At 66.1% G+C, this 15,086-nt stretch carries 16 protein-coding genes; 6 read left to right on the top strand and 10 right to left on the bottom strand.

The features are described 5' to 3' along the window. Positions 1 to 42 precede the first annotated feature (42 nt). Together KJJ24_RS10555 and hisB are read right to left on the bottom strand one after the other, a co-directional pair. On the bottom strand, positions 43 to 1,227 hold the full coding sequence (locus tag KJJ24_RS10555) for an MFS transporter (RefSeq protein ID WP_214338578.1): 1,185 nt from the start codon (positions 1,225 to 1,227) through the stop codon (positions 43 to 45). Between the two features lie 16 nt (positions 1,228 to 1,243). Further along, positions 1,244 to 1,846: an imidazoleglycerol-phosphate dehydratase HisB gene (hisB, locus tag KJJ24_RS10560; RefSeq protein WP_214338579.1), complete on the bottom strand. Its 603-nt coding sequence runs from the start codon at positions 1,844 to 1,846 to the stop codon at positions 1,244 to 1,246. A gap of 101 nt (positions 1,847 to 1,947) precedes the next feature. Here hisB and KJJ24_RS10565 point away from each other — a divergent pair, with 101 nt between their 5' ends. Beyond that, on the top strand, positions 1,948 to 2,112 hold the full coding sequence (locus KJJ24_RS10565) for a Nif11-like leader peptide family RiPP precursor (RefSeq protein ID WP_214338580.1): 165 nt from the start codon (positions 1,948 to 1,950) through the stop codon (positions 2,110 to 2,112). A gap of 10 nt (positions 2,113 to 2,122) precedes the next feature. Here the strand turns inward: KJJ24_RS10565 and fabI are convergent, their stop codons facing one another. Next, a complete protein-coding gene (gene fabI / locus KJJ24_RS10570; protein ID WP_214338581.1) occupies positions 2,123 to 2,905 on the bottom strand; it encodes an enoyl-ACP reductase FabI in 783 nt (260 codons plus the stop codon). Here fabI and KJJ24_RS10575 point away from each other — a divergent pair. Both KJJ24_RS10575 and KJJ24_RS10580 read left to right on the top strand, forming a co-directional pair. Continuing rightward, entirely contained in the window at positions 2,904 to 3,926 is a 1,023-nt protein-coding gene (locus KJJ24_RS10575; protein ID WP_250544639.1) for an FAD-binding domain-containing protein, read from the top strand. The genes fabI and KJJ24_RS10575 overlap by 2 nt on opposite strands. A gap of 6 nt (positions 3,927 to 3,932) precedes the next feature. Further along, the gene (locus tag KJJ24_RS10580; RefSeq protein WP_214338583.1) at positions 3,933 to 4,403 is read left to right on the top strand and encodes a deoxyribodipyrimidine photo-lyase; all 471 of its coding nucleotides are present in this window, start codon (positions 3,933 to 3,935) and stop codon (positions 4,401 to 4,403) included. Positions 4,404 to 4,415: 12 nt separating this feature from the next. Here KJJ24_RS10580 and KJJ24_RS10585 read toward each other — a convergent pair whose 3' ends face one another. Then, entirely contained in the window at positions 4,416 to 5,012 is a 597-nt protein-coding gene (locus KJJ24_RS10585) for a hypothetical protein (protein WP_214338584.1), read from the bottom strand. Here KJJ24_RS10585 and KJJ24_RS10590 point away from each other — a divergent pair. Then, complete coding sequence (locus tag KJJ24_RS10590) at positions 5,011 to 5,610, top strand: thioredoxin family protein (protein ID WP_214338585.1); 600 nt, start codon at positions 5,011 to 5,013, stop codon at positions 5,608 to 5,610. The two genes, KJJ24_RS10585 and KJJ24_RS10590, sit on opposite strands and share 2 nt — an antisense overlap. Before the next feature lie 28 nt (positions 5,611 to 5,638). Next, positions 5,639 to 6,859, top strand: a complete 1,221-nt coding sequence (locus KJJ24_RS10595) for a DegT/DnrJ/EryC1/StrS aminotransferase family protein (RefSeq protein WP_214338586.1) — start codon at positions 5,639 to 5,641, stop codon at positions 6,857 to 6,859. Between the two features lie 24 nt (positions 6,860 to 6,883). Here KJJ24_RS10595 and KJJ24_RS10600 read toward each other — a convergent pair whose 3' ends face one another. The 4 genes from KJJ24_RS10600 to KJJ24_RS10615 form a co-directional block, all read right to left on the bottom strand. Further along, positions 6,884 to 8,413, bottom strand: coding sequence for an FAD-binding domain-containing protein (locus KJJ24_RS10600; protein ID WP_214338587.1), 1,530 nt, complete (start codon positions 8,411 to 8,413; stop codon positions 6,884 to 6,886). Then, positions 8,410 to 8,973, bottom strand: a complete 564-nt coding sequence (locus KJJ24_RS10605; protein ID WP_214338588.1) for an NUDIX domain-containing protein — start codon at positions 8,971 to 8,973, stop codon at positions 8,410 to 8,412. Before KJJ24_RS10605 ends, KJJ24_RS10600 begins: the two co-directional genes overlap by 4 nt. A gap of 66 nt (positions 8,974 to 9,039) precedes the next feature. After that, positions 9,040 to 9,645 (bottom strand): 2-amino-4-hydroxy-6-hydroxymethyldihydropteridine diphosphokinase, encoded by a 606-nt coding sequence (folK, locus tag KJJ24_RS10610; protein ID WP_371811723.1) that lies wholly within the window; start codon positions 9,643 to 9,645, stop codon positions 9,040 to 9,042. Beyond that, positions 9,618 to 11,225 carry a hypothetical protein gene (locus tag KJJ24_RS10615; protein ID WP_214338589.1) on the bottom strand — a complete coding sequence of 536 codons (1,608 nt, stop codon included), beginning with the start codon at positions 11,223 to 11,225 and terminating at the stop codon, positions 9,618 to 9,620. Before KJJ24_RS10615 ends, folK begins: the two co-directional genes overlap by 28 nt. A 23-nt stretch (positions 11,226 to 11,248) precedes the next feature. On the opposite strand from KJJ24_RS10615, the gene bchD reads away from it, so the two are divergent. Continuing rightward, positions 11,249 to 13,375 carry a magnesium chelatase ATPase subunit D gene (gene bchD / locus KJJ24_RS10620; protein ID WP_214338591.1) on the top strand — a complete coding sequence of 709 codons (2,127 nt, stop codon included), beginning with the start codon at positions 11,249 to 11,251 and terminating at the stop codon, positions 13,373 to 13,375. Here bchD and KJJ24_RS10625 read toward each other — a convergent pair. Further along, positions 13,362 to 14,288 carry an MlaD family protein gene (locus tag KJJ24_RS10625; protein WP_214338593.1) on the bottom strand — a complete coding sequence of 309 codons (927 nt, stop codon included), beginning with the start codon at positions 14,286 to 14,288 and terminating at the stop codon, positions 13,362 to 13,364. The genes bchD and KJJ24_RS10625 overlap by 14 nt on opposite strands. Before the next feature lie 5 nt (positions 14,289 to 14,293). Beyond that, positions 14,294 to 15,052 (bottom strand): ABC transporter ATP-binding protein, encoded by a 759-nt coding sequence (locus tag KJJ24_RS10630; protein ID WP_214343569.1) that lies wholly within the window; start codon positions 15,050 to 15,052, stop codon positions 14,294 to 14,296. Positions 15,053 to 15,086: the final 34 nt, after the last annotated feature.

Raw genomic sequence — 15,086 nt, forward strand, 5'->3', positions numbered from 1 at the left:
GGCAGCGGCAGGCGCAGACCCCGATCATCGCGTAACGGAGTGTTAAGCGACTTGCGGCGCTGGCGAGAGTCGCTGAGCCAGCAGAGCCACGACGATTCCCGCGCAGCAGAGCAGGCCGTACACAACGAGCACCAGGCTTGTGTCGCCCGGCCGCGACAACTGCAAGATCAAACCCGACACCGCTGTCATCAAAGCGCCGGTCAACGTGCCCACTGAGTTAACCAAGGCTGCAGCGAGAGCTGTTGATCCAGCAGGAGCGGCGTCCTCCGCCATCGGGAAAGCCAAAACAGCAGTGCCAACGCCCAAACCCAAAACGGCAGCCACCGCAATCACCACGCCCTGCGCCAGCCCCTGGGCGAGAACCAACACACAGAACGCCAGGCTCACAGCCACCGCACCGCTCAGGAGCATGGGCGCCCTGCGCTTTGGCACCGAACCGAACCAGCCCGAAAGAACCATGCCCAGCGACATTCCCAGAGAGAGCGAGAAGGAAGCAGAGATCTTCAAGCCCGTACTCCACTGCTGCAATCCAGAGATCAAGCCGTATTGAGCCAAACCAAAAATCAAACCCCCGCCCCAGGCATAGATCAAGGCCGCCAGGAGAACCCGACGACGCCCTGAAGCGCTCCAGCGCGCGTTGGGCGACGTCGGGACTGGGAGGGCACGGGGCGCGACCTCGATGCGGCGGGTCAACGCGAATGCAGGCAGAACCACCAGCAGGATCAACGCGCCGCTTTGAAACCAAGCAAGCAAACGCCATTGATCAGGCGCCAAAAACAACGGCATCAAGGCAGCGAGAGACGCACCAACACCCAGCAGGCTGTCGGTGAAACCAATGGCCAAGGCAAAACGTTGCGGTGGCAATGCCCGGTGGGCCAGCAACGCGGAAGCGGGGAAGGCCACAGCACAGGCCAAGCCCATCCCAGCTCGACTGAGCAATAGACCATAAAAATCACCGCTCAACCCAAAGGCGGAGGTGAGAACAGCGGCCATGGCAGCCGACCCAATCAGCCAGCGTTCAGCAACGCCTCGATCCAGGATCCACCCCACAGGGACCTGCATCAAGCCATACGGCAACAAAAAAGCAGCGACGACCAACGAAAGGCTGGAAGGCGTGAGTTTGAGTTCTTGGGCAACCGGGTGTTCGAAGTATTGAAAGCTGGTTTCAGCCCAGATCATCCAAACCACAAACACCAGGCTGACCAGCCAGAGCAAGCGATAACGCATGGGAGTTCTTTCGTTCTCAGGCCCCGGCTCGCTCGAGCACCCCTTTGCTGCTGGGCACGGCGCCGGCTCGGCGGGGATCGATCTCAGTGGCCAGGCGCAGCGCCCGGGCGAAGGCCTTGAAGCAAGCCTCCACGATGTGGTGCGAATTCACGCCATCGAGCTGGCGAATGTGCAGGGTGAGGCCGGAGTTGTTCACCACGGCCACGAAAAACTCTTTCACCAGCTCGGTGTCGTAGCTGCCGATCTTCTGGGCGGGGATCTGCAAACCGAAGCTCAGATGCGGGCGGCCGCTGCAATCGAGCGCCACCTGCACCAGCGCTTCATCAAGCGGTGCCAAGAAGTGGCCGAAGCGGTGGATCCCGCGCCGGTCGCCCAAGGCCTGGGCCAGGGCCTGGCCGATGGCGATGCCCACGTCTTCATTGGTGTGGTGATCATCGATGTGGGTATCACCCACGGCGTTGATCTCCAGGTCGATCAGCCCATGGCTGCTGATCTGATGGAGCATGTGGTCCAGAAAGGGCACGCCAGTGCTGGCGCTGCAGGCGCCTGTGCCATCGAGGTTCAGCTTGACGCGCACATCGGTTTCACCGGTGACGCGGTGGATCTCGCCTGTGCGCATGGCTATCCCGCTCTGGGGGCATGGGATCGACAAACCTGATCATGCCGGGGGGATAGGCCACGGAGCGACCTAGGGTTCAACTGAACTTATCGACGGACCCCATGTCAAAAGCTCAACTTATGGCTTTTCTGGCCAAGGCCGACACCAACCCCGCCATCCAGCAGCGCATCGATGCCGCCGCTGATGTGAGCGCCGTGGTGGCCATCGCCCGTGAAGAGGGCTTCCTGTTCTCGGCCGCCAGCCTCTCCCGTCACCAGCGCGGCTGAAGGCCCGAGCTCACATGCCGGTGATGCAGTAGCCGGCATCCACATAGATCACCTGGCCGGTGATGCCGCTCGAGAGCGGGCTGGCCAGGAAGGCCGCGGTACCGCCCACTTCGTCTTGGGTCACGGTGCGGTGCAGCGGGGCCTTTGCCTCCACGTTGTGGATCATGTCGAGGATGCCACCGATGGCCGAGCTGGCCAGGGTGCGGATCGGGCCAGCGCTGATGGCGTTCACGCGCACCTGCTTCTCGGCACCCAGCTCAGCGGCCAAATAACGCACGGAGGCCTCCAGGGCCGCCTTCGCCACGCCCATCACGTTGTAGTTAGGGATGGCACGCTCAGCCCCCAGGTAGCTGAGGGTGATCACGCTGGCGCCCTCGTTGAACAGGGGCTTGGCGTAGCGGCAGAGCGGCGCCAACGAGTAGGCGCTCACCTCGAGCGCGCGGCCAAAGCCTTCCGGGGAAATGTTGGAGTAATCGCCCACCAGCTCGTCTTTACCGGCATAGGCCAGGCAATGCACGAGCACATCGATGGAGCCCCACTGCTCCTTCACCCGGGAGAACACGGCTTCGATCTGAGCCGGGTCCTGCACGTTGAGGGGTTCGAACAGGGTGGGGGCCAGGGGAGCGGTGAGGTCGCGCACCTTGCCTTCAAAGCGGCCCTTCTCATCGGGGAGGTAGGTCACCCCCAGCTCAGCGCCGGCGGCATGCAGCTGCTGGGCGATGCCCCAGGCGATCGACTTGTTGTTAGCGATGCCGGTGACGAGGGCCTTCTTGCCGCGCAGGTCGAGGAGCATGGATCGGGCGCTTGCGATCGGGGGATTCTCCCCCAGCCACGGCCACCGGCCCCAAGCGGCAGGATCGGCGCCTGGATTGCTCCACCCCGTGGCCACCGATTCCCTTAGCGGCGCACCGCTCAGCTGGCCCGAGCAGCCAGGCGAGCTGCCGCGCCAGTTCGAGAGCCGCCAGGCGCTTGAGGCCGAGCTGCAACGCCTCTTCCCAAAAGCCGAGGGCAACCTCAGTTCGATCCGCGGCGGCCGACGCCAAGCCGAGCAGCTGCTGGGCCGCATCCAGCCGGCGCGGTACGCCAAGGGGCGCAACTTCCTCGATGGCCCAGTTACGCGCCTCTCGCCCTACATCCGCCACGGGGCGCTGAGCCTGGCGGAGGTGCGCGATGCCGTGTTCGCGAAGCTGCGCTCCCGCACAGACGGCGAAAAGCTGATCAATGAGCTCGGCTGGCGCGACTACTGGCAGCGCCTCTGGCAGCAGCTGGGCAATGAGATCTGGCGCGATCAAGAAGAGCTCAAAACCGGCCACCATCCCGGCGCCTACAGCCCTGAGCTTCCCGCCGACACCGCCGAAGGCCGCACCGGGCTGGCCTGCATGGATGGCTTCATCGCCGAGCTCCACAGCACGGGCTGGCTGCACAACCACGCCCGCATGTGGCTGGCGGCCTATCTGGTGCATTGGCGCCGCATCCGCTGGCAGGCCGGTGCCCAATGGTTTCTGCGCCACCTGCTCGATGGCGACCCCGCCAGCAACAACCTCAGCTGGCAGTGGGTGGCCAGCAGCTTCAGCCACAAGCCCTACTTCTTCAATCGCGCCAACCTCGAGCGCTACAGCAATGGCAGCTACTGCCGCCGCTGTCCCCTGAGCGAGCAGGGCTGCCCGTTCGAGGCCAGCTACGAGCAGCTGGAGGCCGAGCTGTTCAAACCGATACCGAGCGTGCGCGCGGTGGAGAACAACAACCGCCAACGCAACAACCCGCGGCCATCCGGTGGCAACGCCGCCCTGAGCCGTCCCAGCCGTCGCCCATAGCCCCCGATGCAGCACCCCATCCTCTGGATTCACGGCGAGGCCCTCGGCCCCGCCAATCCCGCCCTGCAGGCCTACCCCGACCGGCCGGCGGTGTTTGTGTTCGACACAGAACTCCTGGCGGGCCGCAGCCCCACCACCGGCGATCCCGCGAGCACGCCGCAACCGGTGAGCCTCAAGCGCATCGGCTTCCTCTACGAGTGCCTGCTGGAGCTGCCGGTGAGCCTGCGCAAGGGCGATGTGACCACCGAGGTGCTCGCCTTCGCCCGGTTCCATGGCGCCGATGGCATCGTGACCAGCGCTGGCACCGACCCACGGGTGGCGGCGATCTGCGCAGCCCTGGAGCAGGAGCTCCCGGTGCAGGTGCTGGAGCCCCGGCCCTTTGTGGCGCTGGAAGACCGGGTGGATCTGGGGCGCTTCAGCCGCTATTGGCGCCGCGCCGAACGGGAGGTGTGGGCCGACTGGAGCCCGCAGCAGTAGGGCTGCCGCAGCTCAGGAAGCCGGTGGAGCCCCGTTCATCAGCTCCTCTTCCTGCTGGCGCACCTCATAGGGGGAGGGCAGCAGGTCGTGCTCTTCCACCAGGGGGAAGGTCTGCACCGTCACATCGGCGGGCTTGCGGGGCGGTTCGCTCCACTGCCACTGGGCCTTGGGGGCGCGGGCTTTGCACAACGCCTCCAGCTCGCTCTTCAGCATCCGCTGCACGTCTTTGCGGGCCACGGCCTCAAAAAATTCAGCGCGGGTGGCCAAGCCAGAGCTGAAGGGAGCGCTGCCGTTGCCGTTGAACAGCCGAGCGGGATCCGCCAACCAGCGCGGCCGGCAGACACCCTCCTGGCTGGTGTCGGTTTCCAGCCAGATGTGCAGGCCGTATCCGTCGGGCTGGCTCACCACGGCCAGGCCGTCGTGGGGCTGGTTGCGCTGCAGGGGATAGAGCGCCCAGCTGGCGCTGCGATGGGCGGGTACACAGCCCACCAGGGCGGCCGTGAGCAGAAGGCCACTCCAGCAGCGAGGGCGATGCAGCGCAGATCGAAGCAAGGCCAGCCGAGACACAATCGGCGCATCCTGCCCCAACTCCGCCAGAGCCGCCGCCATGGTGCTGACCCCCTCCACGATGCTGCCGCTCGGCACAGCGCTGCCCGCCTTCACGCTCGAGCAGATCTGGGGCGCCCAGGGGCCCGTGGGCAGCGGCGAGAGCGGCGAACCCTGGAGCACTAACGCCTTAGCCGCTAAGCCGGTGCTGGTGCTGTTTCTCTGCGCCCACTGCCCCTTCGTGAAGCACATCGAGCCGGAGCTAACCCGGCTGGAGCGCGATTACGGCAGCCGCGTTCAGATCGTGGCGATCTCCAGCAACAGCACCCGCACCCACCCGCAAGACGGCCCCGCCGGTCTGCAAGAGCAGGCCAGGCATCACGGATGGAGCTTCCCCTATCTCTTCGATGCCAGCCAAGCGGTGGCCCGTGCTTTCCATGCCGCCTGCACGCCCGATCTCTATCTGTTTGATCACCAGCATCACCTGGTGTATCGGGGCCAGCTGGATGCCAGCCGCCCCGGCAACGATCAGCCCCTCGATGGCCGCGATCTGCGCGGAGCCATCGAAGCTCTGCTGGCCGGAAAGCCCGTGAGCCCTGAGCAGAAACCCTCCATCGGCTGCAACATCAAGTGGCACCCCGAGGCCACTGCGGATCGGTGATCCGAACAGGGGCCTTAAGGTTGCCTTTATGCAGGTGCCCCCTTTCAGCCTCACCGAGCAGCTCGATGCGCTAGGCGAGCAGCTTGATGCCGCCGTTCTGCAAGTGTTACGCAGCGGCCAATACATCGGTGGCGGCGTGATCGCCGCCTTCGAGCAAGCCTTCGCCAAAACGGTGGGCACCCCGTTTGCGGTGGGCTGCAACAGCGGCACCGATGCCCTCATCTTGGCGCTGCGAGGCCTGGGCATTGGCCCCGGTGATGAAGTGATCACCTGCTCCTTCAGCTTTTTTGCCACCGCTGAGGCGATCAGCGCCGTAGGCGCCACGCCGGTGTTTGTGGATGTGGAGGAGAGCAGTTATCTGATCAACCTCGAGCAGCTGGAAGCAGCGATCACCCCGGCCACCAAAGCGCTGCTGCCGGTGCATCTATTCGGCCGGCCTGTGGATATGGAGCGGGTGTGCGCCATTGCCGCGCGTCACGGCCTCAAGGTGGTGGAAGACTGCGCCCAGGCCAGCGGTGCCAGCTGGGCCGGCCGCCCTGTGGGCAGCTGGGGTGATGCGGGCTGCTTCAGCTTCTTCCCCACCAAAAACCTCGGCGGCGCCGGCGACGGCGGCGCCGTCACCTGCCGCGATGAAGGCCTAGCCAAGCGCATCCGTGAGCTTGCGGTGCATGGCATGCCCCGCCGCTACCTCCACACCGACCTCGGCTACAACAGCCGGCTCGATGCCATCCAGGCCGCAGTGCTCAACGTGAAGCTGCCGCACCTGGAGCGCTGGATCGCGCTGCGCCGCAGCATCGCCCACCGCTACCGCAACCAATTGGATGCGGCGGGCAGCATCGCCCTGCCCGAGGCCGGACCCGACGGCCACAGCTGGAATCAGTTCGTGGTGCGCGTGCCCGCCTGCACGCCAACACCAGCTTGCAACCAGAGCTGCGCCCCCTCATCTGACAGCGCCAGCTTCGGCCTCCCCGAAGCCTGCTGCCGCGACTGGCTCAAGCAGCAGCTCCAGGAAGCTGGCATCACCACGATCATCTACTACCCAATCCCGATTCACCGCCAGCCCGCTTACGCCCACCTGGGCTACGGCCCCGGATCCTTGCCGATCACCGAGCGCCTCTGCTCAGAAGTGCTCAGCCTTCCGATCTTCCCCGAACTGAGCAGCGTGCAGCAGCAGCAGGTGATCGACGCGCTGCAAGCCCTTTGCGGCGAGCGCAGCGGCAGTGCGGCAGCCGCTGCCGTGGCGGCCTGAACGTTGCCGATTGAAGCGTGCTGATCAGCCAGCGGGCTTGGGCAGGGCCGCGTACAACGCCTTGAAGCGCGCCTGCTGCTGCTTGTGGCTCACCAGCTGGGCTGGATAACCGCGCCGCTCCATCGGTGCGATCTCACCGCTGAGCAGGTCTTTGGTGTTCACGTGGCGCAGCTCCGGCAGCCAGTGACGGATGTAGGCGCCGGTGGAGTCGAACTTGCTGGCCTGGGTGGCGGGATTGAAGATGCGCAGCGGCTTGGGATCCATGCCGCTGCTGGCACTCCACTGCCAGCCCCCGTTGTTCGCCGCCAGATCGCCATCCACCAGACGCTGCATGAAGGCGGTTTCGCCCCAGCGCCAGTCGCAGATCAGATCCTTCACCAGATAGGAGGCCACGATCATGCGGCAACGGTTGTGCATCCAACCGCTCTCATTGAGCTGGCGCATCGCCGCATCGATGATCGGCATGCCCGTGAGGCCCTCGCACCAGGCTTCGTAATGGCCCTGGTGGTTGTTCCACGGGAACTGCCGCCACTGGGGCCGGTAGGGCCCCTCCGCCAACTCAGGGAAGTGAAACAGCGCCTGTTGATAAAACTCGCGCCAGGCCAGCTCCTGCTCCCACACCCCGATCGAGGCGATGGCTTCTTCGGCGCCGCCTAAGGCTTCCGCCACCTGGCGGGCCTGCTGGGCCGCGGCCCAGGCCTGGCGCGGGCTGAGGGTGCCGAACTTGAGCGCCGCACTCAACCCTGAGGTGCCGGCCTCACCCGGCATGTTGCGGCCCGGTTCGTAGCCGAACAAGGGAATGCGGCTGCTGGATGCACCACCGCCGTCACAGAAGGCCTGCAGCTGGTCCAAAGCGGCGGCTTCTCCAGGCCGGCATGGGCACAAGTCCGACCCCTCAAATGCATGGCCCAGCTCCTCCAGTGTGGGGAGGTTGTCGCGCAGCGGCAGCTGCGCCCACAGCGCTGAGCGCGGTTCCGGCAAGGCCTCTGGATCCAGATCCACCAGGCCAGCCGGCGCTGCCACGGGCTCCACGCCACCGCTGAGAGCGAAGCCCGCCGCAGCCTTGCGCTCCACCTGACCGCGCCAATTGCGCAGGAAGGGGCCATAGACGCGATAGGGATCGCCGCCGCCTGTTTTCAGCGCCTCCGGCGCCACCAGCAGCTGATCCCAATCCACGAGCACCTTGCGGCCGGCCGCCTGCAAGGCCGCCGCCACGCGCCGATCACGGGCACGGCCATAGGGCTCCACGTCCCGGTTCCAGGCCACAACCGGCGCCGCCAGCGCTTCGGCCAGCTGAGGCAGGAGCTGCTCAGGATCCCCCTCCAACACCAGCAAGCGGCTGCCCGCATCGCGCCAGCGCTGCTGCAACTCCCGCAGGCTTTCCAGGAGAAACCACACCCGCGCCGGCGCCATATCGGGGGCACCGAGGATGACGGGATCGAGCACAAACACGCCCGTCACCGCCGGAGTGGCAGCAGCCACTGTGGCCAGGCCCAGGTTGTCGGCCAGGCGCAGATCGCGCCGATGCCAGAACAACCAGCGTTCCGCGCTCATACCAATCCGAGCAGCTGCTTGGCCCGGAACCAGGCGGTGATGCTCTTGCCATCGAGGTATTCATCACCGCTGGCGATGGCAGCGTCCAGCTCGGCAGGGGTCATCAACACCACTTCGAGATCTTCGTCGTCGTCGCCGGCAGGGCGCTCGCTCAGCTCCGTGAGGTCGCGGGCCAGGAAGAGGTGAATCACCTCATCGGAATAGCCGGGGCAGGGCAGCATCGCCCCAAGCGCATCCCAGCGCGCAGCGCTGTAACCCGCCTCCTCTTGCAGTTCCCGCTGCATCGTGGAGAGGGGTGTTTCGCCCGGGTCCAGGGTGCCGGCGGGAAACTCCAGCAAGCGCGTGGCCACTGCAAAGCGGTATTGGCGCAGCACCACCACCCGGCCATCGGCAAGCACCGGCACCGCCAACGAGGCACCGGGGTGCTTGATCACACCGAAGCTGCCCTCCACGCCCATTGGCAGCTGCACGCGGTTGATCTCGAAGCGCAGCTTGCGGGCATCAAGGCTGGCGGTGGTCTCCAGATGGCGCGCAGGCTCTGGAGCTGGCAGTGGCGCCATGGCGTGCGAGTGGAATGCAATGGAGCCAGCTTCGCAGGCCCCATCCACGTGGTGCAGCGCAGCGGCTCACCATCCGAGCAGGGCAGTCGTGATCTGCTGTGGCGGGGCATCCTCACTGGCTGCCAGCAGGTTCTCCAGCGGGGCAAACCCTGCCGGAACAGGCAGCGCAGCACCCCAGCGATGCTCAATCGCCAGCAGGGGTGCCACGACAAAACCGCGCTGGTGCCAGCGGGGATGAGGCAACTGCAGCTCGGGCCGAGCGCAGCGCAGCTCCCCCCACCACAGCAGGTCGAGATCGAGGGTGCGCGGCCCCCAGCGCTCCAGGCGCTCACGGCCAAAGCGCAACTCCAGCTGATGCAGAGCCGCTAACAGCTCCCGAGCCTTGGCCACGCTGGGTTGCAGGGGAGCTGCAACGAGCACCGCAGCATTGAGATAGTCGGGTTGATCCGGCGGCCCGCCCAACGGAGCCGTGCGGAATAGAGGCGACCAACACAGCTCGCACACCGCTCCAGCCCAGCTCTCGATCAGCTGGCAAAGCGCGGGCCGCGCGGCCACCAGGGTGTTGCATGGATCACCCAGAGGCGTGGGCAGATTGGCCCCTAAGCCAATGGCCAGGGCAGCTCCGGGCTCAGCGCGCATGCCACTCATCGCTGCGGTGGCAACCACAGCCACCAGGCGGCCCCCGCAGGTACGCGCTGCCAGCCGGCAGGGCCAGCCTGGCCTTCGCCGGTCACCACAGCCAGCACGTCATAACGGCGGGCGAGGGTGGCCAGATCTTGGGGATTCAACCTGGTGTAAGCACTCATCAACCGCCGCTCAGCCGCAGCGCCGCCAGGCCCCTCGCGCAGCTGGTGCGCCCCTCCGGCCAGCTCGGCCAGCCGCCGGGCCCATTCCCCCAGCAATCCCATCGACCCCGGCACCTGGCGGAACTGCACCACCGGAGACCGGCTGGTACGCAAGGCCAGATCCGAGAACCCCCCAGGCGGGGTGAGCACCCGAGCGCCATGGGGCGTGCTGGCCATCAGCGATGGATAGAGCATGGCTTTCTCCGGCGGCGGGGCGAAGGCCTGCCCAGGGCGAAACACCGCACCCCGGCTGGTGAGCACAGCCGCGAGCAGCAGCAGTGCTGCAACCGCAACCGCTCCGATCGGCTGCAGACTCCGGCTCAAGCGGCCTCGCTCCACCACCAAGGCCTGCAGAGCCCGGGCGCCCAGCAGCACCAAGGTGAGCGGCAGCAGGGTGTCGGCCAGGCGAAAGGGATACAGCTGAAGCGCGAAGCCATCGGCATCCACCAGGCTCAACAGCAGACCCACCCCAAAAGGCACCAGCGCCAGGGCTGACCAGCGCCAGAGATCGCGGCAGGCCTCCAGCTCGGGCTCTGACAACCGCGTGACAGCGGCGCGACGCAGCCAGTGGCCCACCACCATCCACCCCAGCAGCACCACAACAACCAGCAGCCAACCCCGCCCCCAGGTGGAGGGCACCAGATGGTGCGGATGGCGAAACGGCACATAAAGCCAGATGGGGCTCATCCGCAGCGGATTGGCCGGGGCTGGTGTTGCCAGCTGCACCAGCCGGCCCAGCACAGGTCTATAGAGCGCGAACGCACCCACCAGAGCGGCCGCGATAGCTGGCCACCAACGCATACGCAGCTGGGCCGAGCGAAGCCAAGCCAGGGCGGCGAGCGAGAGGGCGCCATAGCCCCCCACCAGCACATGGGCCGAGCAGGCCAGGCCCGCCTGCAACCCAGCCCAGCCGGAGCAGCTCCTGCGCCAGCTCACAAAAGCCAGCAACAACAGGCCATAGGCAAAGGTTTTCGGCTCCGCCGAACCCAGCATCCATTCACCCGCCACCATTCCCTGCCGCGGCAACCACAGCGCCAACCCAGCCAGCAACCAGGGCAGCCCAAGGCCCAGCTCGGCCGCCACACCTGCCATCCCCCAACACCAAAGGGCGTAACCGGAGCAGCGGATCACCACCGCCCCTGCCACCATCCCCAGGCTGTTCAGCACCCGCCCGGCCAACTCCAGAAACAGCCATTGATGGGGCTGGGGATGGTTGAGATACCAATCGCCTGGCAGCCAGTCAGGCCGGATGCGCTGCAGTGCGAGGGGCAGCTTGTCGGCCTCGTTGGTATCGAAGCAATCCGCCAGCCCCACCACCAGTGCCACCGCCGCCAACAGCACCAACCACCGGCCAACACGGCGCCGCCACGGCACAGCACCAGCCTGATCAGAGAGACTTGTCTCCACCTGTAGGTGCATTGCGCCCGCCCATGCTTGCAAGCGCCCGTCCAGAGCCCGCCAACGACGCCGCTCAGCGGGCCTTTCCGCTGGCGGCCATCACCGGCCACGGCACCCTGAAACTGGCGTTGCTGCTGGCAGCGGTGGACCCAGGCCTGGGCGGGGTGGTGATCGCCGGTGGCCGCGGCACCGGCAAATCGGTCTTGGCACGCGGGCTGCATGCCCTGCTGCCGCCGATCGATGTGCTCGATCTAGGCACCGCGCCCGCCGGCCAGCCCGCACCGGCCGCCCTCAACATCGATCCCCAGCGCCCCGACGATTGGGACGAACCCACCCGCCGCCGCCTCACCGACTTGGGCGCTGATCCCAGCGGCAACGACGCCGCTGCCCTGCTGCCCACCAAGGTGATCCCGGCACCCTTCGTGCAGGTGCCCCTGGGCATCACTGAAGACCGGCTGGTGGGTTCAGTGGATGTCACCGCGTCGCTGGCCAGTGGCCAAGCGGTGTTTCAACCCGGTCTGCTGGCTGAAGCACACCGGGGCGTGCTCTATGTCGACGAGCTCAACCTGCTCGACGACAACATCACCAACCTGCTGCTAGCAGCGGTGAGCAGCGGCGACAACCGGATCGAGCGTGAGGGGCTGAGCCTCTCCCATCCCTGCCGCTGTCTGCTCATCGCCACGTACAACCCCGAGGAAGGGGCCGTGCGCGATCACCTGCTCGATCGCTTCGCGATTGCCCTCTCGGCCAATCAGGTGCTGGAACTGGAGCAACGGGTGGAGATCGCCCGCAGCGCCATGGGCCATGCGGAATCAAGCCAAGCCTTCAGCCAGCGCTTCCAAGACGACACCGACGCCCTCGCCACCCAGCTGCTACTGGCACGCCAGTGGCTGCCGGATGTACAGATCACCCGCGAGCAAATCACGTATCTAGTGAACGAAGCCCTGCGCGGCGGCGTGGAGGGCCACCGCAGTGAGCTCTATGCCGTGCGCGTCGCCCGCGCCCATGCCGCCCTCAGCGGCCGTGACCGCGTGGAAGCCGAAGACCTGCAGGTAGCCGTGCGTCTGGTGATCGCCCCGCGTGCCCTGCAGCTGCCGCCGCCGGATCCCGACCAGCCCATGGAGCCCCCGCCGCCGCCACCCCCGCAAGGGGAGCAGCCGCCGGAAGAGCCCGAGCAGCCTGAGAACGAGCAGGAACCCGACGAACCCGACGACGACGACTCCAACGACGAAGACGACACCCCTGAAGATCAAGCGCCGCCTGCGATCCCGGAAGAGTTCATGCTCGATCCGGAGGCCATCGCCATCGATCCAGATTTGCTGCTGTTCAACGCCGGCAAAGCCAAAACCGGCGGCAGTGGCAGCCGCGCCGTGGTGTTCAGCGATTCACGCGGCCGCTACGTGAAACCAATGCTGCCCCGCGGCCCGGTGAAGCGCATCGCCGTCGACGCAACCCTGCGGGCAGCAGCGCCCTATCAAAAATCCCGCCGGGAACGGGAACCGCACCGCAAGGTGGTGGTGGAAGACGGCGATCTGCGCGCCAAGCAGCTGCAGCGCAAGGCCGGCGCCCTGGTGATTTTCCTGGTGGATGCCAGCGGTTCGATGGCGCTCAACCGCATGCAGAGCGCCAAGGGCGCTGTGATTCGCCTGCTCACGGAGGCCTACGAAAATCGCGATGAAGTGGCGCTGATCCCCTTCCGCGGCGAAGCAGCCGAGGTGCTGCTGCCCCCCACCCGCTCGATCACCGCTGCCCGCCGCCGGCTCGAATCGATGCCCTGCGGTGGTGGTTCGCCCCTGGCCCACGGCCTCTCCCAGGCGGCCCGGGTGGGCGCCAATGCCCTCGCCACGGGCGATCTCGGCCAGGTGGTGGTGGTGGCGATCACCGATGGCCGCGGCAATGTGCCGCTGGGCCGGTCCCTCGGCCAACCGGAGCTGGAAGGGGAAGAGCCCGTGGACCTCAAGGAAGAGGTGAAACAAGTGGCCAGCCGCTACCGCGCCCTAGGCATCAAGCTGCTGGTGATCGACACCGAGCGCAAGTTCATCGGCAGCGGCATGGGCAAAGACCTTGCTGATGCCGCTGGCGGCAAATATGTGCAGCTGCCCAAGGCCAGCGATCAGGCGATCGCGGCGATTGCGATGGAGGCAATCAGCGCGGTTTAGCGCTGGAGGCCGCCCCGGCTGGCTTGTTCTTGCTGGTGCCGGTCTGGGCTGGGTAAAGCTCATCAAAAAACTTGCCCAGGCCGATGCCCACGCTGCGCAGGCCATCCATGAAGCGCTTATCGGCGGTGAGCTTCTCCACATCACCGCCCACTTCGTTCCAGCGGGCGGTGAGTTGTTCAGCGTTCGTCACCGTGTTTTTCAGCTCCGACACCGTTTTGGGATTGTCGAGCGCCTCGGTGAAATTGCGAATGCTGGCGGTGGAGGCGTTGAGGTTATCGATGGTGGGCTGAGCACTGTTCACAGCCGCTTCCAGCTCCTTGATCAGCTTCTGGCCGTCTTCCATGAACTTGGTGGCCTCCTTGGCCGTCTCATCGAAGCTGCGTGTGGTCTTGGCCAGCTCGGGCACCAGATTTTCGCGCTGAACCTCCTCCAGCAGCTTCTGCATCGTCATCGTGAGGCTGGAGATGCTGGCCGCGTTCACGCCTTGGAGCTTGGCGCCATCACAGACCGTGAGGCTGGAATTGCAGTTTGAGGCGGTGGGGCCTGGGGTGTCAGCAGGCAGGGGGCGGCTGGGGGCGATCAGGGCCACCACCGCATCACCTCCCAGCAGAGAAGCTTCCTGCACCTGCGCCACCAGGGGCTGCGGCAGCTTCAGGCTCGTGTCATTGATCTCCACAACAGCCACCACCGCAGATGAAGTGGTGGTGAGCTTCTCCACGTTGCCCACCAGCACCCCGCGATAGGTCACCGCCGAACGCTCAGCCAAACCTGACGCATCAGCGAAGCTCACCTGAAAACGCCAGGTGCGGCTTGCGACCGACACTCCCCGGAGCCACAACCAGAACAAACCAGCCCCAGAGATGGCTGCAATCAGGGTGAAGCCAACAATCGCCTCTCGCACACTGCGGCGCATGGATCTCAGAGCTCCGCCGGCTGCATCGGTCCGCTGAGACTAGCGGTGCGGAACTGCAACACATACGGATTGGTTGTGGTCTGAAAGTCAGCCACAGATCCCTGCCACCGAAACAAGCCGTCGTAGAGCAGCACCACCCGATCCGCCGAGCGCAGGATCGTGCTCATCACATGGCTCACCACCACCGAAGTCCCGCGAACGAGGTTGGTGGTTTGCACAATCAGATCCTCAATCCGCGTGCAGGCCACCGGATCCAAACCAGCCGTGGGTTCATCGAAGAGCAGCAGGGGCACGTTGCCATCGGGCTGGCTGGGGTCATCGATCACAGCCCGCGCAAAGCTCACCCGCTTCTGCATGCCACCGCTCAATTCGCCGGGGTAGAGGTCTTCTGTGCCGGCGAGGCCGACCGCATCAAGCGCTAGCCCAACACGCTCACGGATGTCTGCTTCGCTGAGCCGGCTGAAGCGATCGAGCAAAAAGCCAACGTTTTGGCGCACTGTGAGCGAGGCCAAGAGCGCGGGGTTCTGAAACACCAGCCGCACATCGGGTGGTTGGCGTTGATCCAGGCGCAAGTACGTCTGAGGAATGCCGTGAATCAACAACTCACCTGTGGTGGGCAGCAGCAACCCAGCCAGCAAACGAAGAATGGTGGATTTACCAGCGCCAGATGGACCCACAACCGCCAGCCGTTCACCGGGCTGCAAGTTCAGATCCACATCGCTGAGCACACTCCGGCTGCCCCAGCGCACGCTCACGTCGCGCATTTCCACCACGGGTGCAGGCACCGGATTCACAGGC

This window comes from Synechococcus sp. LA31 (assembly GCF_018502385.1).
Taxonomy (GTDB): domain Bacteria; phylum Cyanobacteriota; class Cyanobacteriia; order PCC-6307; family Cyanobiaceae; genus Vulcanococcus.